The sequence below is a fragment of the Yinghuangia sp. YIM S09857 genome, from assembly GCF_051388915.1.
In the GTDB taxonomy this organism is placed as follows: domain Bacteria; phylum Actinomycetota; class Actinomycetes; order Streptomycetales; family Streptomycetaceae; genus Yinghuangia.
In genome coordinates, this window is sequence record NZ_JBPKBH010000006.1 from 343,042 (window position 1) to 366,858 (window position 23,817).

Below are 23,817 nucleotides of genomic sequence, written 5' to 3' on the forward strand. Positions count from 1 at the left end.
TCGGCGGCCGGTCCCTCCGCGGGCCGGACGGGCCGGGTGGGAGGGGAAGGGACATGACGGACCCCACGGCCGGCGCGCGCCCGGTTCGCGCCCCGCGCGGCACCGCGCTCAACACGCTCGGCTGGGCGCAGGAAGGCGCCCTGCGGATGCTCATGAACAACCTCGACCCCGAGGTCGCCGAGCACCCGGACAAGCTGGTGGTCTACGGCGGCACCGGCAAGGCCGCCCGCGACTGGCGGTCGTACGACGCCATCGTCCGTACCCTCCGGACCCTGCGCGGCGACGAGACGCTGCTCGTGCAGTCCGGGCGTCCCGTCGGCGTGATGCAGACGCACGAGTGGGCGCCGCGCGTGCTCCTGGCCAACTCCAACCTGGTCGGCGACTGGGCCAACTGGGAGGAGTTCCGCCGCCTGGAGGCCCAGGGCCTGACCATGTACGGGCAGATGACCGCCGGTTCGTGGATCTACATCGGTACGCAGGGCATCCTCCAGGGCACGTACGAGACCTTCGCCGCGGTCGCCGCCAAGCGCTTCGGCGGCACCCTCGAAGGCACGGTCACCCTCACCGCCGGACTCGGCGGCATGGGCGGCGCCCAGCCTCTCGCCGTCACCATGAACGGCGGCGTGGCGATCTGTGTCGAGTGCGACCCCTCGCGCATCGAGCGCCGCATCGAGCACCGCTACTGCGACGTCCGCGCCGACAGCGTCGACGAGGCCCTGCGCCTCGCCGTCGAGGCCCGCGACGCGCGCCGCCCGCTGTCCATCGGCCTGCTCGGCAACGCCGCCGAGATCGTCCCGCAGCTCCTCGCGATGGACGCGCCGATCGACATCGTCACCGACCAGACCAGCGCGCACGACCCGCTCGCGTACCTCCCGATCGGCGTCGCGTTCGAGGACATGGCCGAGTACGCGCGCGACAAGCCCGCCGAGTTCACCGCCGCCGCGCGCGACGCGATGGCCCGGCACGTCGAGGCCATGGTCGGCTTCCAGGACAAGGGCGCCGAGGTCTTCGACTACGGCAACTCGATCCGCGGCGAGGCCAAACTGGCGGGCTACGAGCGGGCGTTCGACTTCCCGGGGTTCGTCCCCGCGTACATCCGCCCGCTGTTCTGCGAGGGCAAGGGCCCGTTCCGCTGGGCCGCCCTCTCCGGCGACGCCAAGGACATCGCGGCGACCGACCGGGCCGTCCTCGACCTCTTCCCGGAGAACGACTCGCTCTCCCGGTGGATCAAGATGGCCCAGGAGAAGGTGCACTTCCAGGGCCTGCCGGCCCGGATCTGCTGGCTCGGGTACGGCGAGCGCGACAAGGCGGGCGAGCGCTTCAACGACATGGTCGCGAGCGGCGAGCTGTCCGCACCGGTGGTCATCGGCCGCGACCACCTCGACTGCGGGTCGGTCGCGTCCCCGTACCGCGAGACCGAGGCCATGCTCGACGGCTCCGACGCGATCGCCGACTGGCCGCTGCTGAACGCCATGGTCAATGTGGCGTCCGGTGCCTCGTGGGTGTCCATCCACCACGGCGGCGGCGTCGGCATCGGACGCTCCATCCACGCCGGCCAGGTCACCGTCGCCGACGGCACCAAGCTGGCGGGGGAGAAGATCCGCCGCGTGCTCACCAACGACCCCGGCATGGGCGTCATCAGGCACGTCGACGCGGGCTACGACCTGGCCGCCGAGGTCGCCGCCGAGCGCGGCGTGCGCGTGCCGATGCGGGAAGACGCGTCGTGAGCTCGGAAGCCACTGCTCAGTCGGCTGTCCCGTTCGAGGACATGTGGCGGGACCTGCTGCCGGTCGGGCGCGACACCCGCTCCGGCGGCTACCGCCGCTTCGCGTGGAACGCCGCCGACCTGGAGTGCCGGGCGTGGTTCCGCGCCCAGGCGGAGCGCCGCGGGCTCGCGTACGAGATCGACCGCAACGGCAACCAGTGGGCGTGGTACGGCGGTTCGCCCGCCGCGGCGAACGCCGCCTGGACCCCTGCCGACGCCCGCGACGCCGTCGTCACCGGGTCGCACCTCGACTCGGTGCCGGACGGCGGCGCGTACGACGGCCCGCTCGGCGTCATCTCCTCGTTTGCGGCCTTCGACCTCCTGGTCGAGCGCGGCGCGGCGTTCCACCGCCCGCTGGCAATCGTCAACTTCGGCGACGAGGAGGGTGCCCGCTTCGGCGTCGCGTGCGTCGGCTCGCGCCTGGCTGCGGGCGTGCTCACCCCCGAGCAGGCCCGCGGCCTGCGCGACGCCGACGGTACGCGCCTGCCCGAAGCCATGGCCGCCGCCGGGTACGACCCGGACCGCATCGGTGCCGACCCCGAACTCCTCGACCGCATCGGCTGCTTCGTCGAACTCCACGTCGAACAGGGCCGCGCCCTCGTGGACCGGGACGCGGCCGTCGGCGTCGCGTCGGCCATCTGGCCGCACGGCCGCTGGCGCTTCGACTTCCGCGGCGAGGCCAACCACGCCGGGACGACGCGCCTCGAAGACCGGCGAGACCCGATGCTGACGTACGCCACCACCGTGCTCGCCGCCCGCAAGAAGGCGCGGCTCGCGGGCGCGGTGGCGACGTTCGGCAAGGTCGCCGTCGAGCCCAACGGCACCAACGCGATCGCCTCCCTCGTGCGCGGCTGGCTCGACTCGCGCGCGCCCGAGGAAGAGGTGCTGGACGCCGTCGTCGCCGAGATCGCCAGGGCCGCGCGCGAGCGGGCCGAGCGCGACGGGACGGAGGTCGACGTCGTGCGGGAGTCGTACACGCCGATCGTCGAGTTCGCGGGCGGCCTGCGGGACCGCATCGCGGGGCACCTGGGCGGCGCGCCCGTGCTGCCGACGGGGGCCGGACACGACGCGGGCATCCTGTCGGCGACGCTGCCGACCGCCATGGTGTTCGTGCGCAACCCGACGGGGGTATCGCATTCCCCGGCCGAGTTCGCGGAGATGTCCGACTGCCTGGCCGGGGTCGACGCCCTCGCGGACGTGCTGGCCGACCTGCTCGCGGACAAGGCCGCCGATGAGGTCGCCCACACGGCCGACAACACGGCCGACAACTGAGGCCGCCCACACGGCAGACAACAACCCCACCGACCAGCCCGCCGAAAGACCGCGCACCCGATCGACAAGGGACCGACCGCGTGACCGCTCTGCCCCCCACCCGACTCCTGTGGTGCGAGATCCTGCACACCCGCACCGGAATCGAACGCGACGCCGTCATCGAGGTGCACGACGGCCGCGTCACCGCCGTACGCCCCGACACCCGCACCCCGCCGCCCGGCGCCGCCGTACGCCGCGGGCTGACCCTCCCCGGCTTCGCCAACGCCCACTCGCACGCGTTCCACCGCGTCCTGCGCGGCCGCACGCAGGCCGGTTCCGGGACCTTCTGGACCTGGCGCGAGATGATGTACTCCGCCGCGGCGAAGCTGGATCCGGACAGCTACCTGGCGCTCGCCCGCGCCGTGTACGCCGAGATGGCCCTCGCCGGGATCACCTCGGTGGGCGAGTTCCACTACCTGCACCACGCGCCGGGCGGCAGGCCGTACGACGATCCCAACGCGATGGGCAACGCCCTCGTCGAGGCCGCCCGCCAGGCCGGGATCCGCATCACGCTGCTCGACACCTGCTACCTCGCCGGCGGCATCGGCGAGAACTTGGCGGGCACCCAACTCCGCTTCGGCGACGGCGACGCCGACCGCTGGGCCGCGCGCGTCGACGCGTTGGCCGGCGCGCTCAAGGGCGACGACCACGCGCGCGTCGGCGCGGCGGTGCACTCCGTACGCGCCGTCCCGGCCGACCAGATCCCCGTCGTCGCCGCGTGGGCCGCCGCCCGCGAGGCGCCGCTGCACGCGCACGTCTCGGAGCAGCCCGCGGAGAACCACGCGTCGCTGGACGCGTACGGCAAGACCCCCATCGGGGTCTTCGAGGACGCGGGCACCCTCGGCGGCCGCTTCACCGCCGTCCACGCGACCCACCTCACCGACCGCGACATCGCCGTGCTCGGCACCTCGGGCGCGGGCGTGTGCCTGTGCCCGACCACCGAACGCGACCTCGCGGACGGCATCGGACCGGCCGGGGAACTGTCGCGGGCAGGCGTACCGCTGTCGCTCGGCACCGACAGCCAGGCCGTCATCGACATGTTCGAGGAGGCCCGCGCGGTGGAGCTGGACGAGCGCCTGCGCACCGGCAGCCGCGGCCACTTCACCACCGCGCGCCTCCTCGCGCACGGCACGGTCATGGGACAGGCCGCCCTCGGCTGGGACGACATCGGCCGCGTCGAACCCGGCATGCGGGCCGACCTGGTGACAATCGGCCTGGACTCGGTACGCCTCGCCGGCACCCTCCCGCGCCTGGCCTCCGAGTCAGCCGTCTTCGCCGCCTCCGCCGCGGACGTCACCCACGTCATGGTCGGCGGCCGGACGGTCGTCGCCGACGGCGTGCACCGGACGATCGAGGACGTCCCCGGCAATCTGAACCGGGCGATCAGAGCGCTGGTCGAGTAGTCCGACAGGCGCGCCGAGGTCCAAACACGTCCCCGTGCGGCCCGCGCCCGAAAAGTGCACGTCCGCAAAACCACCGCCCGCTCGACCGCCCCCGATCCGAGTCGCCGACCTCTCCACCCACTACCTCCCGGAGTCAGCGCCCGTGGCGTCCATCCTCATCGACAACATCGCGTCCCTCGTCACCAACGACCCGTCGCTCGGGGACGGGCCGCTCGGCGTGGTCCGCGACGCCGCCGTCGTCCTCGACGGCGAACACGTCGCCTGGGTCGGGCCGTCCGCCGCTGCGCCCCCCGCCGACACGCGGCACGACGCGTCGGGCCGCGCCGTCATCCCGGGCTTTGTCGACTCCCACACACACCTCGTCTTCGCGGGCGACCGGACCGAGGAGTTCGCCGCGCGCATGGCCGGGCAGGCGTACGCGGCCGGAGGCATCCGTACCACCGTCGCCGCGACCCGCGCCGCATCCGACGAAGCCCTCGCCGCCAACCTCGAACGCCTCGTCGCCGAGGCCGCCCGCCAGGGCACGACCGTCATCGAGTGCAAGTCCGGCTACGGCCTGACCGTCGAGGACGAGGCCCGGGCGCTGCGCCTGGCCCGCCGGGTCACCGACGAAGTGACCTTCCTCGGCGCGCACATCGTCGCTCCCGAGTACGCCGACGACCCCGCCGCGTACGTCGACCTCGTCACCGGCCCCATGCTCGACGCCTGCGCGCCGCACGCCCGCTGGGTCGACGTCTTCTGCGAGCGCGGCGCGTTCGACGGCGACCAGGCCCGCGCGATTCTGACGGCCGGGATGGCCACGGGGCTGGTCCCGCGTGTGCACGCCAACCAACTTGGCCCCGGCCCCGGCGTACAACTGGCCGTCGAACTCGGCGCGGCCTCGGCCGACCACTGCACCCACCTCACCGACGCCGACGTCGCCGCCCTCGCCGGATCTTCGACCGTGGCGACCCTGCTCCCCGGCGCCGAGTTCTCCACCCGAGCTGCCTACCCCGACGCCCGCCGCCTCCTCGACGCGGGCGCGACCGTCGCCCTCTCCACGGACTGCAACCCGGGATCGAGCTTCACCACGTCCGTCCCGTTCTGCATCGCCGTCGCCGTACGCGAGATGGGCATGACCCCCGACGAAGCAGTCTGGTCCGCCACCGCCGGCGGCGCCGCAGCCCTCCGCCGCACCGACGTAGGCCGCATCACCCCCGGCGCCCGAGCCGACCTCATCGAACTGGACGCGCCTTCCCACGTACACCTCGCCTACCGCCCCGGCGTCCCCCTGGCCCACACCGTCTGGCACCAAGGAGCCCTGATCGCCTAGCAAATGCGTACCGCGTCCTACACAGTCAACCCCGCCGTCAGCGCCACCCACGCCACACCGGAGACCAGGATCACCGGACTCGCGGCGTCCTTCGAGTCGCGGACGCCCACAACGGCCGCGCTGAAATGGGCTGCCTCCACACACTCGTTGCCACCCCCACTGCTGTGGGTGGACTTGATCCAGTGTGCAGCGGCGATCTGTTCGGGGGCGAGTGGCGTCACGCGAACTCCTTGCGGGCCTTGGCCAGGATCTTGAGCGAGTCGGGCAGCGAGGCCGCCTGCGAGCACAGGCGCTCGAAAGACTCTATGTAGTCTCCCAGTTCGGGATCCTTGTGGAAGTACAGCCCACCCTTGAGCAGTTCCACGTACACCGCGGAGGCGGCCCCGTGTCCGTCGCCGAACAGCACAAAGCTTGAGACCGCAGCGTGTGCTCCCTGCGCGTACGGCAGCATCTGGATATCGACGTTCGGCCGCTCGGCCTGTTCGATCAGGTGGCTGATTTGCTCGGCCATGACGGACGGCCCACCCACCTGACGGTGCAACAGACCCTCTTCGAGGATGACCCAAAGCCGCAGGGGTCCCGCGTTTGGTTGGGGATCGCGGGTGAGGACCTTCTGCCTCTCCATGCGGGCGTCGACCGACGCCCGGACGGTCTCCCGCGTCGCGCGGGGTTCGAGCGCAAGGTGCGTCGCCTCGGCGTAGGCGCGGGTTTGCAGAAGGCCGGGGATGTACGCGGAGGAGAACACACGTTCCGTGCTCGCCTCGGTCTCCAGACTGACGAACGGCGTCATCCACGGTGGCACTTTGCCTACCCACCAACCTGGTTCGTCCAGTTCCTTGGCGAGCGCGACCAGGGCGTCCCGCACTTCGGAGGGCGCGCCGAGGGCATCGCATAACACGCGCACGGTGCGCGGGACGATCTTCTGCGTGTTCGTCCAGTCTTCGTAGCGACTGACGGTCGCCTTGCTGACGTCTGCGCGGTCAGCCACCTGCTGTTGGGTCAGGTCACCGCGCAGGGCCTCCAGTTGCTTGGCGATCTGCATGCGTCGGGGTCCTTGCGTCGCCGTCATCTCCGCCTCTGTCCCCTGGTTGTCCTGGTCGTTGCTGTCACGGTCTCCGCCTGCGCAGGCGATCAGCCGCCGTGCGCACCATCCCGGATCACGGAGCCTGTCGGCAACTCCCCCGTACGAGCTCGACGACTCTTGGAGAGAGTTCCTTCAAGAGAGTTTCATGAAGGAAGGTCATCTGTCATACTCCACGTGTTGTCACTACTTTCCGTATCCGGAAAATCACGGAGTATGAACTCCGTTGTATCCGACGGACGTTCGTGTGCTGCTGCGGCTTGGACAGACCCGCCACCCGGGAGGTGACCGTGGATACCCGTTTGCCACGATCGGAGGCCCATGTGCCATTGCATCGCGCCCACCTGATTCCGCCGCCAACATCTGCAAGCGCCCCCACCCCGCTGCACGGGTACCTTCCGGTGTCCGCCACCTTCGACGCGACGCAGCCGCAATCAGTGAGCCAGGCCCGCCGATTCGTCGCCCTGCACTGCGCACGATGGGACGTGGACGCGAACGTGGCGGACGACGCTCGGGTCATCACCACGGAACTTGCGTCCAACGCCCATGAGCACAGCGGCAGCCCGGATTTCACCGTTCTCATGGTTGTGGCCGCGGCATTGCACGGGACCGTCGTGCACATCGAGGTGACCGACCGCGGTCGGTGGCCGGAGGCCTTCGTCGTACCGGCTCCCGACGGCCTGTGTGAGCGCGGCCGCGGGTGGCGGGTGGTCGAGGGGTACGCGGCAGCCTGCGGCGTCGCACACACTCGTGACCGCGGAACCAGGGCTTGGGCTCAGGTTCGGGTCCACTTGCCGAGGAGGGGCGCGCCTCGCTTACCACTCCCCGCTGACGGTGGCTGAGCCTCAGCCGCCGGACGAGGAGTTGACGCGCAGTGGTGTCAAAAGGTGCGCCGACGCGACTGGCGGCCGAGTTGGACCGCCTGGGCTGGAGGTACAGCCGGTTCGCTGCCGAGTACGTGCGGGCTGCGAGGGATTTGCTCGGCGCAGACGCCGCCGTGAGCGAACGCCAGTACAAGAACTGGCGCAGCGGCAACGTCAAGAGCCACCCGCGGACGACCGCGGCCCTCGTCTTGGAGCGACTGTTCCCGCCATGGACGATCGCCGAACTACTTGCGCCGCCACGTACCGTCGTACCCGGGCCGGGCAATCGACGCCGTCAGCCACACGTGTCCGCCGAAGTCGACATCGAAATCGACATCGACGACGACGCGGTCGAGGCAGTTCAGTTCGCCCAAGCCGCCGCCGCAACCAATGTCCACCCCTTGGTGCTCGATCAACTCGACGCGGACACCGCCCGTCTGGCCGACGCGTACCGGACGAGGCCCTCTGCCGAACTCGTGGATGAACTCCGTGCCGGACGCCGCACAGCGTTCCGGCTCATCGAGGGGCGGCAGTATCCCCGCCAGGCCTTGCGCCTGCACCTGGCAGCAGCCCGTCTCTGTGGCTTGGCCGGCATCATCGCGCTCGACGCCGGTCGACAGCGAGCTGCGGCGGACCTTGTTCGGACTGCGGAATTATGCGCCCGACTCGGCGGAGATCCCCTGCTGCTTGCATGGATTCGTGCCGCGCAGTCCGCAGTTGCATACGCCGAACGACGTGAGCGCGACGCCGTCGCGCTCGCGTTGTCAGGACACGAATTCCTGGGTGGCGAACGCGCAGGCACGGTGACCGCTGTTCGCCTCTTCGTGATGGAGGCCTGTGCACGGGCGCGCATCGGCGACACGCCCGGGACCCTGGCGGCGCTCGCCGCCGCACACAGCGCCCGGCAACGGTGCATGGACGAGCCTTTCGAGGTAGGCGTGTTCGCGTTCTCCATCGCCGAGCAGGAGGGCTACATGGCCGGCGCGTTGCTGGATCTCGGCGGCGAACGCCACGCGCAGGCCGCCATTGAGGCGGCTCGGCGTGCCGTCACCGCGCACGCCGCTACGCCTGCCGCCCTACAGTCTGTTCGCGATCTCGCGGCCGCACACGTTGTGTTGGCCGCCGCGTTGGTCCGCTTCGGCGAACCTCTGGCTGCTGCCCGGCAACTCGGCTATGTAGCGGAGCTTTCTCCAGCGTGCGTCAGAGCCGACACTCGCTGCCGACTCGTGGGGCTCGCCGCCCTTCCGCTCGATGCGTCCGCCCCCGGAGCCCGGGAACTGCTTTCCGTATTCGACGCCTTAACCGCGTCGTCGGCCGACTCAGACGCGGCGTCGACTGCCGGGCCGCACTCGTGACCCGTTTATTGCCCCAGCCGACTGGACTGTTGCCCCGGGCTTGCCGAAACGTCGGGAACAGACCCCTGACGATTGCCCGCTCGCCCGGCGGAAGGTGGGAACGAGCGGCCGGAGCGTCCGGGACCGCACGACAGACCAAGGAGGCACCCATGGTCGACAAGATCCGAGCCGTCCGTGTCGAGGGATACAGGAACGAGCACACCCCCGATGCGGAGTGGTACAAGTCGCCGTTCTCGAACCCGCAACACGTGGACGACTGCGTGGCGTTCAGTCCCTTGCCCAACGGTGGCATCGCGATCGCCAGCACGCGTGAGCCGGACCGAAAGCCGTTGACGTACGACGCCGGCGAGGTCCGCGCGTTCATTCAGGGGGTCGCCGCCGGTGCGTTCGACGGGCTGACCGCCTGATCACACCCGATGTGTCCGCGCTCGCGCCGCCGGCGCGAGCGCGGACAACCACCCTGCCCCTCCTGAGTCCTGGTAGGGGCGAGGCTTGCTCGCGACGACGCGGAGGCGTACATGTCCTTCCCTCACCTGGCCATGCTCACGGACGATCCGGAGGCATTCGTACAGGTCTGGCCTGACAAGCCGCAGGACACCACGTGTTCCTCGCGCAAGTGCAAGGCGCCAAACAATGGGCGGCGTGGACACCGGTCATCAGAGATCCCTTGGAGACCGACCAGTGGATCAATCGGGGATTCACCCGACAGGATCGCGACCGTATCGACGGTCCGCCGGACTTCACCGCGACCATTGCCGCCGGGGACGTTCTTTATCTGCCTCGTGGGTGGGTGCACAGCGGGCACACCACCACTGATCACTCGTTTCACCTCACTATCGGAGTGCACCTCCAGACCTGGCACTCTCTGCTGCGCGATCTCGCCATCGCCGCCGCCGAAGATCCCGCCATCAGGGGCGCTTTGCCGCCCGGCTTGGCGCGTGCTGATCCGGATGTCTTGGGCAGCACTGTGCACAAGCTGTTCTCCGATTGGGTTGCCAGGTCTCAAGCCGACCTGATCCGGCGCCTGATCCGGCTTCCAGGCCGCGGGTAGCCTTCAGACGATGGCTGCTGCGGCTCGGTGGGGGAGGGGATGTGCGTACCGGGGATCTGGACGACCTGCTGAACCAGCCCGGTGACTATCCGGGAGCGGTTCGCGTACGCCGTCTTCCTCGGCAGGTCGCACCGGGTGGCACGGTCGCGCTCGAAACGTGGGACGGAGACCAGTGGCGAACCGAGGAGTGGACCACCAGCGCCGACCGCATCCGGGAGTGGATCTCAGCGGCGGCTGTGCACGGGACCGTCACGCCGTGGACCGCCGGTACGGGCCGCCGCCGCAAGAAGCCGCAGCCCGCCCCCGATCGTGCTCAGCGCGAGCAGACTGACTGAGGCGGTTGCGCATCGCGCCTCACACAGTCAGCGCGGGCTGCACGATACCCGACCGGCGGTCCGGCACTACGCTCGGACGCGTGGCGACCGACATCCCTCTCGATGACAATCGGGCCATGTTCGACCGGCTTCTGCGCATGCTCGACGAGCACCCGGAGCTTGTCGGCGACGTCAGGTTCGAGACGACCCCGACCGGAATCGTCGCGAAGAGCCCCGCCGACCTCGCCCATGGCGCGGTCATCCGCGAGCTGCGCCGCCAGCTGGAGACCGGACTCGGCGACCGCCTCGACGTCAACCAGGACGCCGGGTTCGTCGTGGCGGGTCTGAAGAAGATCCCCGATCTGTTCGTCCTTGACTTGACTACGACCAGCACGACCCCGAGGCCGACGGCTACGTCCAGGGCGCCTCCGGGGTGTGGCTGTTCGCCGAGGTGACCTCACCCTCCACGCGTGCCGCCGACCTGGGCCTGGCGCACACCGCCGCCAACCCCGGCAAACCGTGGGTCTACGCCGAGGCCGGTGTGCCGCTGTACCTGGTCGTGGACCGCAAGGACGCCCGGGTCACCCTCCACGCCGAACCCGGGCCCGGCGGCTACGCCCCGCCCACCGTGTGCTCGGTCGGCGAACGCCTGTGGCTTCCCAAGCCGTTCGGGTTCCACCTGGACACGGAACCGTTCAAGCAGCACCTCTGACCTGCCGGAGTGCACAGCGGTCCGGGGCAGGATGTACGACGACGGTTGGACAGCAAGCGTGGGGGAACGGCCGGACATGAACGAAGAATTCATCCGTACAGCCATCACCGCGTACACGGAGCTTTACGGGGAGCCGACTTGCACGCGCAGGTTCTCCCGCTCCGACCCTGCCGGCGTCTCTGCCGTGGTGATCTATCTTCCGAACGAAATCGACCGAAAGGTGGCTGAAGACAATGTGACCTCACTGTGGACCGCGGGGTTCGGCGCAGTTGCCGTTTGCTCCGATTTCCCGTGTGAGATCGGAATGGAGATCCAGGGGTCTCTCGACGACAGCACCTCCCAGGCCATGGCCCGAGCACTGATAGACCTGGCTGCGACACCGTTGCAGACTGGGCGTCTCTTCCGAGACGGCCAGATAGTTACCAATGTCGCACTTCCCGGCTTCCCGCGATTCGGTAGTGCCATGCTCATGGACTGGGAATCTGTCTACGGGTTCCGGTTCCCCGAACCGCTCTCCGATGTCGGCTGCCTCCGCGTGGTTCCGCTATTTGACACGGAGGCTGATTTCGTGGAGTCGCACGCCGACCGGCACAGTGCGTATCGCGCCCTGAGGTTTCGAGGAATGAACGAGATGGATCCCGGCCGAGCGGCCGTAGCCTAGGCCGGGTAGCCGCCGCCGCAAGGAGTTGTGGCTACCGCAGGGCGGTGGCGAAGCCGGCGATTTGTTCGGCCAGTACGTCCGGGGCGTCGAGTTGGACGAGGGTGCGTGCGTCGGGTACTTCGACGAGTTCGGCGTTCTGGAAGGCCTGCTGGAGGCGCCGGGCGAGGGCGGGGGTGTAGGCGCGGTCGGCGGCACCCCAGACGATGCGGACCGGTCCGGGGTAGTCCTTGAGCCGCGTGGACACGTCGAGCAGGTCTTGCGGGTCGACGGCGCGGAGGAGGCGCGCGGCGTCCCGGCGGACATCCGGCTGAGTGAGCGCCGGCTCGATCCAGGACCGGGTGAGGTCGGCGTCCAGGTTCTTCGCGAGCAGTCCGAATCCCAGAGGTGAATGCCGCATGAGCCGGATGCGCATCGGAAGCAGGTTGAGCTTCATCCTCCGCGGGCCCTTGAGCAGCCTGAAGACGACGGAGAACGGGAACGGCGGGAACGTGTCGAACGCGTCGCAGTTGGTCAGCACCACGCGGCCGACCCGTCGTGCGTCGGTGTCGAGCACGAACTGGGCGAGCGCCCCGCCGGTGTCGCTGCCGACGAGGGTGACGTCGTTCAGGTCGAGTGCGTCGAGGAACGCCAGGATGTGTCGGGCGATGCCCCGAGGGGTCTGATCGGCGTCGGAGTTCATGGGCGTGGGGTGTGCGCCGAGGGGCCAGTCGGGCGCGTAGGACCGGATGCCGCGATGGGCGAGGAGGTCGGCGACGGGGGACCAGACCGCACCGTTCATGAGGAACGCGTGGACGAACACCACGGGAGGCTCTGCCGAGTCCTCGGGACCGGCGGCGCGGTAGTGGACGGGGCCTGCGGGAAGTTCGACGGTCGGCATGCGAATCTCCTTCCTTCATGAAGTAACATACAGTGTGTATGAAACTTACGGGCAGAGTGTATGAAAGAAATTCGGCGGACCCAGGAGGAGCGGACCGCGGCGACGCGCGCCGCCCTGGTCGAGGCGGGTAGGAAGCTCTTCGCGGAGCACGGGTTCGCCGGCGTCGGCACCGAGACCCTGGTGCGTGAGGCCGGCATCAGTCGAGGCGCCCTGTACCACCAATTCGGCGACAAGACCGAGCTGTTCGCGGAGGTCCTGGCCGCCGTCGAGGCCGACGTCACCGCGCGCCTGGTCGCGGCCATGCCGACGAACAGCCGCGATCTCGTCGTCGTGATGACGCGGGCGGTCGAGGCCTGGCTCGATGCCTGCGAGAGCCCCGAGGTGCAGCGGATTCTGCTCATGGACGGGCCGTCCGTGCTCGGCTGGGCGCGCTGGCGTGCCATCTGCCAGCGTCACATCCTCGGCCTCATCGACGCCGTGCTCGCCCAGGCGGCGGCCGACGGTGAACTGCTCGCCCTGCCGGTCAGACCGCTGGCACATCTCCTGCTCGCGGTCGCGGACGAAGCCGCGATGTACCTGCACGCCAGCGACGACCGGGCGACCGCGCGAGCGGACATCGTCCAGATCGTCGAGGCGCTGGTACGCGGGCTCGTCGCGCGCGACGCCTGAGATGCGACAACATGCCCAGGCTGACATTCCGTCAGCAAATTCGCGCCGCGTGTGACAGGGGTCCCTCTGTTCGGGCGCCCGGGCGTCGTACATACTGCCCGGTAACCCTCACGACCAGACGCGTGGCCGGGACCAGCCGTGGAGCAGGCCCGGACATGCGCGTTACACGAGAAGGAGGCGCCTGGTGGGCCGCCTTGCGCAGACTGACGGGCTGACCGACGTCCAGCGGGAGATCCTCGCCACCGTCCGCACCTTCGTGGACAAGCAGATCATCCCGGTCGCGACGGAGCTGGAGCACCGGGACGAGTACCCGACGGAGATCGTCGAGGGCATGAAGAAGATGGGGCTGTTCGGCCTCATGATCCCGGAGGAGTACGGCGGTCTCGGCGAGTCGCTGCTGACCTACGCGCTCGTGGTCGAGGAGATCGCGCGCGGGTGGATGAGCGTGTCGGGCATCATCAACACGCACTTCATCGTCGCGTACATGATCAAGCAGCACGGCACGCAGGAGCAGAAGGACTACTTCCTGCCGAAGATGGCCGAGGGCGAGATCCGCGGCGCCTTCTCGATGTCCGAGCCGCACTGCGGCTCCGACGTGTCCGCGATCCGCACGAAGGCGGTCAAGGACGGCGAGTTCTACGTCATCAACGGTCAGAAGATGTGGCTGACGAACGGCGGCACGTCCAACCTGGTCGCGGTGCTGACGAAGACCGACGAGGGCGCGGACTCGGTCTACCGCAACATGACGACCTTCCTGATCGAGAAGGAGCCGGGCTTCGGCGAGACGCGCCCGGGCCTGACCGTGCCGGGCAAGATCGACAAGATGGGCTACAAGGGCGTCGACACGACCGAGCTGGTGCTCGACGGCGTGCGGGTGCCCGCCGACCGCGTGCTGGGCGGCGTCCCCGGCAAGGGCTTCTACCAGATGATGGACGGCGTCGAGGTCGGCCGCGTCAACGTCGCCTCGCGCGGCTGCGGTGTCGCGCAGCGCGCGTTCGAACTGGGCGTGCTGTACGCGCAGCAGCGCGAGACGTTCGGCAAGCAGCTCCACGAGCACCAGGCGATCCAGTTCAAGCTGGCCGAGATGGCCACCAAGGTCGAGGCGGCGCACCAGATGATGGTGATGGCCGCGCGCAAGAAGGACGCGGGCGAGCGCAACGACCTCGAAGCCGGGATGGCCAAGTACCTGGCGTCGGAGTACTGCAAGGAGGTCGTCGAGGACGCCTTCCGCATCCACGGCGGCTACGGGTTCTCGAAGGAGTTCGAAATCGAGCGGCTCTACCGGGAAGCACCGATGCTGCTGATCGGTGAGGGCACGGCCGAGGTCCAGAAGATGATCATCGGGCGGCGGCTCCTGGAGGAGTACAAGCTGCGCTGATGACGGGTGACCGTGCGAGGCCCGGCTCTCCTGAGGGATGGCCGGGCCTCGGCGTTTGCCCGGCGTAGACCGAACGGGTGGCCCCGCGCCCCCTGTTCACCGCTGCGAGCGTCGCCCGGTCGGCCCGTGCGTGAGAGCCTGGACGGGATGATCACGAACCGCCCGGCACGGGTGATTTCGCCCGCCGCCGCGTTGCTGCTGGCGGTCGCCGCGGTGGCGTACAGCTCGTGGGTCCTGGAGGCGGCGCTGCCCACCGGGCTCAGTACGGTCGACGGCTTCGCCAGCGAGTTGTTCGCGGCCGACCAGCCCTACCGCTGGTTCTTCGGCGGGCTCGACATCGTCGCGGGCGCGTGCGCGGCGCTCGCCGGGCTGCTCGTGCTGCGCCTCGTCCGGGGGAGGCCACCCGGTCTGCGCTGGGCGTACGCCGGATGGGCCGCACTCGTGGTCTTCGGCGTCGCCACCATCCTGGACGTCGTCTTCCCGCTCGACTGCGCGCCCTCGCTCGCGCCCTGCGACGCACTCGAACAGGCCGGGCGGCTGTCGTGGCGGCACGACGTGCACCTGGTGACGAGCGTGATCGCCAATGCCGCTGGGCTCGCGGCCATAGCGGCGCTGTGGTGGTCGGCGCGCGGCGGCGCGGCGCGCCCGGTGCCGTCCCGTCGTTGGGGCGGCGGGCTCTTCTGGGGCGCACTCGTCATGACGTCGGCGACCATGCTGCTGAGCCTGCACGACATGCACTACGACGTACCGTCGTTCCTCGCCGACGGCCAGGGCGTCCCGCAGCGGATCCAGGTCGGGCTGCTCGCGGTCTGGCTGGGCCTCGCGGCCGCGTCGCTGCGCCGAACCGGAGCGGACGGCGGCGATGATGGCCGTGGTCACGGCCGTGGTGACGGCGCCGCGCGCACGGGGGAACCGACGGACCCGGCAAGAGCGGGGAGAACGACATGGCAGGCGAAGGACGGCCGCCCGGTGAGTTCGTCGAGGTGGACGGCGTGGTCCTGCACGTCGTCCGGGACGGACGCGGCGACGGGCCGACCGTAGTCGTCACGAGCGGCCTCGGCGGGGCGTGGTGCGACTGGGACCTGGTCGCCCCCGAACTCGGCCGGGAGTGCCAGGTGGTCCGGTTCGACCGGCCCGGCCTGGGCTTCAGCGCGCTGGATCCCCGGCCGCAGACCGTACGCGGCGAGGCGGAGCGCATCGCGGCGCTGGTCGCGAAGCTGGGCGTGCGGGGGCCGTACGTCCTGGTCGCGCACTCCTTCGCGGCCTTCCACGCCGAGGGGTTCGCGCGCCTGTACCCCGAGCAGGTCGCGGGGCTGGTCCTGGTCGACCCCAGCGTCGAGGCGTCCCCGCGCGCACGGCCCGCCGCCGACCTGCGCGTCAAGGCCGCGCACGCCGCGGGAGCCGCGTTCCGGCTGACCGGCCTCAGCCGCCCGCTCGGCCCCGCGCTCCGGTGGCTGGCCGTCCTGGCCCTTTCCCGCCGCGGCCGCGACGTCGCCGCCGATCCGCACTGGGCCCGGAAGGCGTACGGCTCCGGCCGCTTCCTGGCGGCGGCCTTCGCCGAGAACACCGTCTACCGCGACCAGGCCGCCGAACTGGTGGCCCTCCGCAAGAGCCGCCCCCTGCCGGACGTACCGCTGCGCGTCCTCGCCGGCGCGGGCGGCCGCGAGACCCTGGCCGTACGCGCCCGCTGGCTCCGCGCCCAACGCACCCTCGCCGACCTCGCCCCCCAGGGCCACTGCACCGTCCTCGACGACGCGGCACACCTGCTGATGATGGACCGCCCCGACGCCGTGACGGCGGCCGTACGCGAAGTCCTCACCGAACCCAAGCCCGACTGACCACCACACCCCCCGAGTCGCCGCGCGGTCTCCTGCGCCGTTGCCCGCATCACCCGAGCGCCCTCTCGCGCCGCCGCCCTCGCAACCACCCGTGCCACCATCCGCGCCGCCTGCGTCGCCCCGCTGGACCAGCAGCGGCGAAGGTCGATGAGATAGCCGCTCGGAGCGACGGCGGCGTGCGTCCGCCCGACCCGACCACCCCACCGCGCCGACGCCGCGCCGCCCGCGTCGTCCCCGACCCGACCACGCCACCTCACCTCACCGCGCGGCCGTGCCGCTCCGACCCGACGACCCCACCGCACCGCGCCGCCCGCGTGGTCCCCGGCCCGACCGCCCCACCCCGCCTCACCGCGCGGCCGTGTCGCCCCGACCCGACGACCCCACCGCACCGCTCCCCACCCACCCCGCCTCACCGCGCGGCCGTGTCGCCCCGACCCGACGACCCCACCGCACCGCTCCCCACCCACCCCACCGCACCGCGCCGCCCGCGTCGTCCCCGACCCCGACCCGACCACGCCACCCCACCTCACGGCCGTGTCGCGCCCCCGGCTGGTTATTGCCGTGGTCGGAGGGAACCGCCGATGGGGACGGTGTGCTTTTTTGATGTTCGGGTAAATGGTGCGAACTGGGTTATCCCACCCGGTTCCACCGTCCCCGAGCTTGGAGAAGACACGATGTTCGGACAGGAGAGGATTCCTCCGTCGGCCGGCGCCAAGCCGGTCAGCGGCGAGGTCATCGCGTCCTACACGGACTACGCGGGCGCACAGCGTGCTGTCGACTACCTGTCCGACAACGAGTTCCCGGTCGAGCACACGGCGATCGTCGGCGGGGACCTGCGGCTGGTCGAGAACGTGCTCGGCCGGCTCGACGCCAAGAAGGCGGCACTCGCCGGTGCCGCGAGCGGCGTGTGGTTCGGTCTGCTGATCGGGCTGTTCCTCGGCATCTTCGCGGAGCGCGCGACCGGGTGGATCTGGATCGTGCTGATGGGCGTCGTGTGGGGTGCGCTCGCGGGCGCCCTGTTCGGCTGGATCGGCTACCGCAGCATGGGCGGGAAGCGCGACTTCGTGTCGACGAGCCAGCTCGTCGCGGCGCGCTACGACGTACTCGTCGAGACGCAGTACGCCGAACGCGCCCGCAACATCGTCGGCCGCCTGAGCCTGTAGCAAGCCCAGACCCCGGGGCTCAACCGTTCGCCCCCGCCCTCACAACCACCCGTTCCGCCGGAACCCCCGGTGGATCATGAGGCACACCGTCAGAGTCACCCCGAGCACGGTCGGATACCCGTACTTCCACTGCAACTCCGGCATGTGGTCGAAGTTCATCCCGTAGATCCCGGCGATCATGGTCGGCACCGCGAAGATCGCCACCCACGCCGAGATCCGCCGCATGTCCTCGTTCTGCGTGACCGTCACCTGTGCCAGGTTCGCCTGGAGGATCGAGGTCAGCAGCTCGTCGAACGACGCGATCTGCTCGCTCACGCGCGCCAGGTGGTCCTCGACGTCGCGGAAGTACTCGCGGATGTCCGGGTGCACCTGCCGCATCGGGCGCTCGGCGAGCGTCTGGAGCGGCCGGGCCAGCGGCGTCACCGCGCGCCTGAGCTCCAGGAGTTCGCGCTTGAGCTGGTAGATGCGCCCGGCGTCGCCGCTGCCGCGCCCGCCGAAGACCTCGTTCTCGACCTCGTCGATGTCGTCCTGGAGCGACTGCGTGACGTCGAGGTACGCGTCCACCACCCGGTCCGCCACCGCGTGCAGCACGGACGACGGCCCGGCGCCCAGCAGTTCGGGGTTGCCCTCCAGGCGGTGCCGCAGCTCGCCGAGGCCGCCGTGCAGGCCGTGCCGGACCGTGATCACGAAGTCGCGGCCGAGGAACACCATGATCTCGCCGGTCTCGACGACCTCGCTGGTCGCGGTCAGGTGCTCGTGCTCGACGTACCGCACGGTCTTGAAGACCGCGAAGAGCGTGTCGTCGTAGCGCTCCAGCTTGGGCCGCTGATGGGCCTTGACGGCGTCCTCGACGGCGAGGGGGTGCAGGTCGAACCGCTCGGCGATGCCCGCGAGTTGGACCGCGGTGGGCTCGTGCAGGCCGATCCACACGAAGCCGTCGCCGCGCGCGTGCACGTCGTGGATCGCCGCCTCCGGCCCGGCGCAGCCCGACTGCCGGGTGCCGTCGCGGTACACCGCGCAGTCCACCACGCAGTCGCCGTCCACCGGATCCGGGAGGGCGGTGAGCAGCGGCGTTCGGCGGGCAACGTGCGGGCGTACGGCGGCACGCAGGTCGCGGATCATCGACATGGCGGGCTCCTTCACAGGAGGGCGCGCGTCAAGGCAGGCGTGTTCCCGGTGCACGCAGGCGTGTCGCGGTGCTGCGGGAACGCGGCCGACCCCGGTGCGGGCGGCAATAGGGCACCGCCCAGCCGGTCAGGCTGGGGGAAGGACAGGTGTGCCGTCCGGTGGCCCGGATGTCGCGGTACGCGGCGCCTTCCGGATACCGCCCGGATTCACGGGCGAGGGAAGGAACGGCGGGGAACCGCGGTGCGGGTCAGGCGGTATGGGCGCGGGCGGCGTATCGAGGGAGGTCGGGTGAACCGCCGGTACTGCACGATGGACTGGTATGCACCACAACCACCTCCCTCGGCCTGTCCCCGCTGGGGGTACGACTCGACGCCGCGCCCCGACGTTCCGGGGTGGGCCAGCAAATCAGGGTAGCAGGCGGCAAGTTGCCGCACGGTCACGTTCGGCGTTCCCCGTACCATGACCGGATGTTCGACTTGACGCCGCACCACGAGCCGCCCGACCCCGTCCCCGCGGTGGAGGCGCATCTGGCAGCGGCGTTCGGCGAGCCGTCCGGGCGCGCCGGGGTGACCTTCGTCGGCACCGACCGCATGGAGGTGCTGCGCTTCGGTCCCGACGAGAGCGGCGTGGTGCGCTACGCGACCCTCGGCATGTCCCGCGTGCCCATGACCGATCCGGCGGCCGCGCTGGCCGACCCGGTCCGCGGTCCGCGCGCGGAACTCGTGCTGTCGGTGCGCGGCGGTCAGGACTCGGTGCTGCGCCCGCTTGCCGTGCTGGCGGCGTCGCCGCAGGTCGAGGGGATCGTGGTGGCCCCGGGCGCGTCGCTGGACGTCGGCGGTCCGCTGTGGGACGGCGCCGCGTTCACCGCCGTCCTGGTGGCCGAGCCGGGCGGGCTGGTCCCGGACCTCGCGCTGCCGGAACCCGCGGAAGCCGTACGCTTCCTGCCGCTGCTGCCGATGACCGCCTCCGAGACCGCCTGGAAGCGCGTGCACGGCGCCGACGCGTTGCAGGAACTCTGGCTCAAGCACGGGACGGACCTGCGCGACCCACGGCGCAGGGCGGTCCCCCTGAGCTGACGGCACGGCACGGCAGGGTCAGTTCAGGCGTTTCGACAACGACAGGCTCAGCTGGTGCCCCCCAGGGCGGTGCATTCCCAAATGCGGCGTCGTCGGCGTCATGGTGCCCTCGAACGACAATTCGACGGATAGTCCGACGGGTGACATGACACCCAGCCGGACGGACAACTCGACGCACAACGCGCCCTGGGATCCGTTCGGTCCGGGCCGGACAGGTCTCCCGATGTGCAGTCCACACGGTCGGTCGACCTGTCGGGCCGGGCCGACGACAGGATCCGTAAGTCCGCCTGTCTCGCAGGGGACTTACGGCACCAGCAGTACCGGGCACGGGGCCCGGTGCACGACCGCGTCGCTGACGCTGCCGAGGAACAGCCGCGCCATGCCGTGGTGGCGGCGCGCGCCGAGCACGAGGATGTCGGCCCCGTAGTCCTTGACCTGGTCGAGGACGGCGTTGGGCACGTCGCTGCGCAGGGTCTCGCCGGTCCAGCCCTCGACCGTCCCGACGCCCGCCGAGCGCAGCACCTCGACGGCGTCGGTGACGACCTTCTTCGCGGCGTCCGCGTCCTCCTCCTCGACCACGCCGCCCACGCCTCCGCCGCCGTCGATGACGTCGACCGTCTGCACGTGCAGGACGCGCACCACGGCACCGAGCGGCTTGGCCAGCGCGGCGGTGGCGGCGAGGACGTCGGAGGTCTCGGGGGTGGAGTCGACGGCGACAAGGATGCGCTCGTACATGGTTCCTCTTCCTGTGCGTTCTGCTGTGCGTGTTGGTGTCGGCCGGTCGTGTCGACAGGGTCTTCACCCATACCGGCCGGCGGTGGTTCAGGCGGCGGCTCAGCCGGTCTCAGCTCGCCGCGGGCACGGGGCGTGGTGCCTGGGGGACCGGGTCCGCGTGCTCGGCGGCGGTCGCGAGCAGCCGGCGCGCCCCGGCCAGCACGCCCGCCGCGACGAGGCAGGTGGCCGTCGCCACCAGGAACGGCACGTGCACGTTGAAGTGCTCGTGGAGCTTCGGGGCGAGGTACGGTGCGGCCGCCGCGGCGAACCAGCGCACGAAGTTGTACCCGGCCGAGGCGACCGGCCTCGGCGCATCCGACACCTCCAGGGCCAATTCCGTGAACACAGTGTTGTTTACGCCGATCAGCGCGCCCGAAACGATGACTCCCGTCACGATCACCGCCTTCGACCCGTACGCGATGACGGCCAGGTCGGCCGCGAACAGGACGAGGCTCCCGGACGCGACCGCCACCGACCCGAAGCGCCCCTGCAACCGCGGCGCGACGAGCACCGAGAACAGCGCGAGCAGGATGCCCCACGCGAAGAACACCGCGCCCGACTTGTACGGGCTCATGTCGAGCACGAACGGCGTGAACGCCAGCACCGTGAAGAACGCGTAGTTGTAGAAGAACGCCGACCCGGCCGTCGCCGCGAGCCCCTTGTGCCCGAGGGCCTTCAGGGGGTCGAGCAGCCCGGTCTTCCGTGCGGGCCGGGGCTGTTCCTCGAGGAACACCGTGATCGCCGCGAACCCGATCGCCATCAGCGCCGCCGTCCCGTAGAACGGGTAGCGCCAGGACGCGTCCCCGAGCACCGCGCCGAGCAGCGGTCCGCAGGACATGCCGAGGCCGAGCGCCGATTCGTACAGCAGGATGGCCGCCGCGCTGCCGCCGCTCGCGGCGCCCACGATGACGGCGAGCGACGTGGACACGAAGAGCGCGTTGCCGAGGCCCCAGCCGGCGCGGAAGCCGACGAGCCGGCCGACCGAGTCGGACGTCCCCGACAGGGCCGCGAACACCACGACGAGGGCGAGGCCCAGCAGCAGCGTGCGGCGCCCGCCGATTCTGCTCGACACGAATCCGGTCACCAGCATGGCCACCGCGGTGATCAGGAAGTAGCTGGTGAACAGCAGCGACACCTGGCTGGGCGAGGCGTCCAGGCCCTTGGCGATCGAGGGGAGGATCGGGTCGACCAGGCCGATGCCCATGAACGCCACGACGGCGGCGAACGCGGTCGCCCACACGGCCATGGGCTGCTTCAGGGTGCCGCCGGTGTGCTCGCCCGGTGCCATGTCGTCCTCCCATCGTTAGCCACGCTAATAAATGTAGCGTACACCTAAATTTCGGGGAGTCCAGACGGGTCCGCGATTCCCGGCGGGGCCGCCTACCTGTCGGTAACCGGGGTCGGGGATGATGTGCCGCAGAACCCCACGGGGCTCCCCGAGAGAGGACCGCATACACCATGCAGTTTGGCCGCTACTACGAGGAGTTCGAGGTCGGTGCGACCTACAAGCACTGGCCCGGCAAGACGGTCACCGAGTACGACGACCACCTGTTCTGCCTGCTCACGATGAACCACCACCCGCTCCACATGGACGCCAACTACGCCGAGAAGACGACCGACTTCGGCAAGAACGTCGTCGTGGGCAACTACATCTACTCGCTGCTGCTCGGCATGTCCGTGCCGGACGTGTCCGGCAAGGCGATCGCCAACCTGGAGATCGAGTCGCTGCGGCACGTCGCGCCGACCTTCCACGGCGACACGATCTACGGCGAGACCAACGTGCTCGACAAGTGGGAGTCCAAGTCCAAGGACGACCGGGGCGTCGTGTACGTCGAGACCAAGGGCTACAAACAGGACGGCACCCTGGTCTGCATCTTCCGCCGCAAGGTGATGGTGCCGAAGACCTCGTACGGCGAGGCGCGCGGCGGCGAGCAGCCGGGCCGCCCCGAACTGCGCGAGGACTGACCCCGGCGGACGCGGACCCGGGGGGCCGACCGCACCCGCGGCNGGTGCCGAAGACCTCGTACGGCGAGGCGCGCGGCGGCGAGCAGCCGGGCCGCCCCGAACTGCGCGAGGACTGACCCCGGCGGACGCGGACCCGGGCCGCCGACCGCACCCGCGGCGGCGGCCCGGACCCGTCCTGTCAGTGAACCGGCAGGTCCGCGGCCGTGGGATAGGAGGGCTGCGCCCCCTCGGCGGTGACGGCCGCCGCACCGACGCGTACCGCGTACGCGACCGCCTCGGCCAGCGCGTCGCCGAGCGCGAGACGCCAGGCAAGAGCACCGGTGAAGGCGTCGCCCGCGCCCGTCGTGTCGACCGCGCGCACCGGCGGTGCGGGGACGTGCACGAGGTCGCCGCCGCTCTCGGCGCAGACCGCGCCCGCCGCGCCCAGCGTCACGACCAGCGACCGGGGCTCGGCACCCGCGGCCCGCAACGCGAGAACCGACCGCCGTGCACGCCCCACCGGATCACCGGCCGCGCCCTCCTCGGCGGCGTCCTCCACGACCGCAGCCTCCTCGACCGCACCCTCCGGAGGCGTCGACGGCACGATGCCGCGGGCCTCGTGCTCGTTGACCACCAGCGGATCGCACACACGCAGCGCGCCCGCCGCCAAGGTCCACGGGCCCGGCGACGGATTCAGCACGACGCGCGTGCCGGACTCCGCGCAACGTCGCAGCACTTCCGCCACCGTCTCGTGCGGGATCTCCAGTTGCAGCGACACGACGCGCGCCCGGCGCAGGGCCGGTTCGAGCGCGATGACGTGCGCGGGGGAGAAGCGGCCGTTCGCGCCGGGGGAGACCGTGATCGCGTTCTCGCCGTCACCGTCCACGGTGATCAGGGCCGCGCCGGTCGGCCCTTCGTCCGTCGCGACCAGCGAGGTGTCGACGGCTTCCCGCCGCAGCGCGCCGAGCAGCAGCGGGCCGTACGCATCCGCGCCGACCCGCCCCGCGAACGCCGCGTTCGCCCCGAGCCGGGCCGCCGCCACCGCCTGGTTCGCGCCCTTGCCGCCGGCATGCACCGCGAGGTCGCCGCCGAGGACCGTCTCACCGGGCCGGGGGGGGGGGGGGGGGGGGGGGGGGGGGGGG

The 23,817-nt window shown here is 70.9% G+C and carries 26 protein-coding genes; 19 read left to right on the plus strand and 7 right to left on the minus strand.

Annotated elements, in window-relative coordinates:
- Window positions 1-53: 53 nt before the first annotated feature.
- The 4 genes from hutU (at window position 54) to hutI (ending at window position 5,791) form a co-directional block, all read left to right on the plus strand.
- Window positions 54-1,727, plus strand: coding sequence for a urocanate hydratase (gene hutU, locus ACRX5S_RS15415; protein ID WP_436773473.1), 1,674 nt, complete (start codon window positions 54-56; stop codon window positions 1,725-1,727).
- Between the two features lie 41 nt (window positions 1,728-1,768).
- A complete protein-coding gene (locus tag ACRX5S_RS15420; RefSeq protein ID WP_436773643.1) occupies window positions 1,769-3,037 on the plus strand; it encodes an allantoate amidohydrolase in 1,269 nt (422 codons plus the stop codon).
- Between the two features lie 80 nt (window positions 3,038-3,117).
- Window positions 3,118-4,479, plus strand: coding sequence for a formimidoylglutamate deiminase (locus tag ACRX5S_RS15425; RefSeq protein ID WP_436773474.1), 1,362 nt, complete (start codon window positions 3,118-3,120; stop codon window positions 4,477-4,479).
- A gap of 142 nt (window positions 4,480-4,621) precedes the next feature.
- Window positions 4,622-5,791 (plus strand): imidazolonepropionase, encoded by a 1,170-nt coding sequence (gene hutI / locus ACRX5S_RS15430; RefSeq protein WP_436773475.1) that lies wholly within the window; start codon window positions 4,622-4,624, stop codon window positions 5,789-5,791.
- A 17-nt stretch (window positions 5,792-5,808) separates the two neighbouring features.
- On the opposite strand, the gene ACRX5S_RS15435 is transcribed toward hutI, so the two are convergent.
- Window positions 5,809-6,012, minus strand: coding sequence for a DUF397 domain-containing protein (locus tag ACRX5S_RS15435; protein ID WP_436773476.1), 204 nt, complete (start codon window positions 6,010-6,012; stop codon window positions 5,809-5,811).
- Window positions 6,009-6,833, minus strand: coding sequence for a helix-turn-helix domain-containing protein (locus tag ACRX5S_RS15440; protein ID WP_436773477.1), 825 nt, complete (start codon window positions 6,831-6,833; stop codon window positions 6,009-6,011). The genes ACRX5S_RS15435 and ACRX5S_RS15440 overlap by 4 nt, the downstream gene beginning before the upstream one ends.
- A gap of 476 nt (window positions 6,834-7,309) precedes the next feature.
- Between ACRX5S_RS15440 and ACRX5S_RS15445 the strand changes: the two genes are divergently transcribed.
- The 8 genes from ACRX5S_RS15445 to ACRX5S_RS15480 all read left to right on the plus strand — a co-directional run bounded on the left by ACRX5S_RS15445 (window position 7,310) and on the right by ACRX5S_RS15480 (window position 11,828).
- Entirely contained in the window at window positions 7,310-7,714 is a 405-nt protein-coding gene (locus tag ACRX5S_RS15445; protein ID WP_436773644.1) for an ATP-binding protein, read from the plus strand.
- A 155-nt stretch (window positions 7,715-7,869) separates the two neighbouring features.
- Entirely contained in the window at window positions 7,870-9,090 is a 1,221-nt protein-coding gene (locus ACRX5S_RS15450; RefSeq protein WP_436773478.1) for a hypothetical protein, read from the plus strand.
- Between the two features lie 149 nt (window positions 9,091-9,239).
- Entirely contained in the window at window positions 9,240-9,497 is a 258-nt protein-coding gene (locus ACRX5S_RS15455) for a DUF397 domain-containing protein (protein ID WP_436773479.1), read from the plus strand.
- 194 nt (window positions 9,498-9,691) lie between these two features.
- Complete coding sequence (locus ACRX5S_RS15460) at window positions 9,692-10,141, plus strand: JmjC domain-containing protein (RefSeq protein WP_436773480.1); 450 nt, start codon at window positions 9,692-9,694, stop codon at window positions 10,139-10,141.
- A 41-nt stretch (window positions 10,142-10,182) separates the two neighbouring features.
- A complete protein-coding gene (locus tag ACRX5S_RS15465) occupies window positions 10,183-10,476 on the plus strand; it encodes a hypothetical protein (RefSeq protein ID WP_436773481.1) in 294 nt (97 codons plus the stop codon).
- Window positions 10,477-10,592: 116 nt separating this feature from the next.
- Window positions 10,593-10,910 carry a hypothetical protein gene (locus ACRX5S_RS15470; RefSeq protein ID WP_436773482.1) on the plus strand — a complete coding sequence of 106 codons (318 nt, stop codon included), beginning with the start codon at window positions 10,593-10,595 and terminating at the stop codon, window positions 10,908-10,910.
- A complete protein-coding gene (locus tag ACRX5S_RS15475) occupies window positions 10,907-11,167 on the plus strand; it encodes a Uma2 family endonuclease (RefSeq protein ID WP_436773483.1) in 261 nt (86 codons plus the stop codon). The genes ACRX5S_RS15470 and ACRX5S_RS15475 overlap by 4 nt, the downstream gene beginning before the upstream one ends.
- Window positions 11,168-11,243: 76 nt before the next feature.
- Window positions 11,244-11,828, plus strand: a complete 585-nt coding sequence (locus tag ACRX5S_RS15480; protein ID WP_436773484.1) for a hypothetical protein — start codon at window positions 11,244-11,246, stop codon at window positions 11,826-11,828.
- A 31-nt stretch (window positions 11,829-11,859) separates the two neighbouring features.
- Here the strand turns inward: ACRX5S_RS15480 and ACRX5S_RS15485 are convergent, their stop codons facing one another.
- Window positions 11,860-12,705 (minus strand): alpha/beta fold hydrolase, encoded by an 846-nt coding sequence (locus tag ACRX5S_RS15485; protein ID WP_436773485.1) that lies wholly within the window; start codon window positions 12,703-12,705, stop codon window positions 11,860-11,862.
- A 60-nt stretch (window positions 12,706-12,765) separates the two neighbouring features.
- On the opposite strand from ACRX5S_RS15485, the gene ACRX5S_RS15490 reads away from it, so the two are divergent.
- The 5 genes from ACRX5S_RS15490 to ACRX5S_RS15510 all read left to right on the plus strand — a co-directional run bounded on the left by ACRX5S_RS15490 (window position 12,766) and on the right by ACRX5S_RS15510 (window position 17,753).
- Window positions 12,766-13,374, plus strand: coding sequence for a TetR/AcrR family transcriptional regulator (locus ACRX5S_RS15490; RefSeq protein ID WP_436773486.1), 609 nt, complete (start codon window positions 12,766-12,768; stop codon window positions 13,372-13,374).
- Window positions 13,375-13,558: 184 nt separating this feature from the next.
- Complete coding sequence (locus ACRX5S_RS15495; RefSeq protein ID WP_436773487.1) at window positions 13,559-14,752, plus strand: acyl-CoA dehydrogenase family protein; 1,194 nt, start codon at window positions 13,559-13,561, stop codon at window positions 14,750-14,752.
- A gap of 147 nt (window positions 14,753-14,899) precedes the next feature.
- On the plus strand, window positions 14,900-15,793 hold the full coding sequence (locus ACRX5S_RS15500) for a DUF998 domain-containing protein (RefSeq protein ID WP_436773488.1): 894 nt from the start codon (window positions 14,900-14,902) through the stop codon (window positions 15,791-15,793).
- Window positions 15,697-16,590 carry an alpha/beta fold hydrolase gene (locus ACRX5S_RS15505; RefSeq protein WP_436773489.1) on the plus strand — a complete coding sequence of 298 codons (894 nt, stop codon included), beginning with the start codon at window positions 15,697-15,699 and terminating at the stop codon, window positions 16,588-16,590. Before ACRX5S_RS15500 ends, ACRX5S_RS15505 begins: the two co-directional genes overlap by 97 nt.
- A 674-nt stretch (window positions 16,591-17,264) precedes the next feature.
- The gene (locus tag ACRX5S_RS15510; RefSeq protein ID WP_436773490.1) at window positions 17,265-17,753 is read left to right on the plus strand and encodes a general stress protein; all 489 of its coding nucleotides are present in this window, start codon (window positions 17,265-17,267) and stop codon (window positions 17,751-17,753) included.
- 39 nt (window positions 17,754-17,792) lie between these two features.
- On the opposite strand, the gene corA is transcribed toward ACRX5S_RS15510, so the two are convergent.
- A complete protein-coding gene (gene corA / locus ACRX5S_RS15515) occupies window positions 17,793-18,881 on the minus strand; it encodes a magnesium/cobalt transporter CorA (protein WP_436773491.1) in 1,089 nt (362 codons plus the stop codon).
- Window positions 18,882-19,348: 467 nt separating this feature from the next.
- Between corA and ACRX5S_RS15520 the strand changes: the two genes are divergently transcribed.
- Complete coding sequence (locus ACRX5S_RS15520) at window positions 19,349-19,957, plus strand: suppressor of fused domain protein (protein WP_436773492.1); 609 nt, start codon at window positions 19,349-19,351, stop codon at window positions 19,955-19,957.
- 303 nt (window positions 19,958-20,260) lie between these two features.
- Here the strand turns inward: ACRX5S_RS15520 and ACRX5S_RS15525 are convergent, their stop codons facing one another.
- A complete protein-coding gene (locus ACRX5S_RS15525) occupies window positions 20,261-20,692 on the minus strand; it encodes a universal stress protein (RefSeq protein WP_436773493.1) in 432 nt (143 codons plus the stop codon).
- 109 nt (window positions 20,693-20,801) lie between these two features.
- Window positions 20,802-22,019 (minus strand): MFS transporter, encoded by a 1,218-nt coding sequence (locus ACRX5S_RS15530; protein ID WP_436773494.1) that lies wholly within the window; start codon window positions 22,017-22,019, stop codon window positions 20,802-20,804.
- Window positions 22,020-22,189: 170 nt separating this feature from the next.
- Between ACRX5S_RS15530 and ACRX5S_RS15535 the strand changes: the two genes are divergently transcribed.
- Window positions 22,190-22,696 (plus strand): MaoC family dehydratase, encoded by a 507-nt coding sequence (locus ACRX5S_RS15535; protein ID WP_436773495.1) that lies wholly within the window; start codon window positions 22,190-22,192, stop codon window positions 22,694-22,696.
- A 178-nt stretch (window positions 22,697-22,874) separates the two neighbouring features.
- On the opposite strand, the gene ACRX5S_RS15540 is transcribed toward ACRX5S_RS15535, so the two are convergent.
- Window positions 22,875-23,817: ribokinase (locus ACRX5S_RS15540; protein WP_436773496.1), on the minus strand; the 943-nt coding region annotated here is incomplete at its 5' end.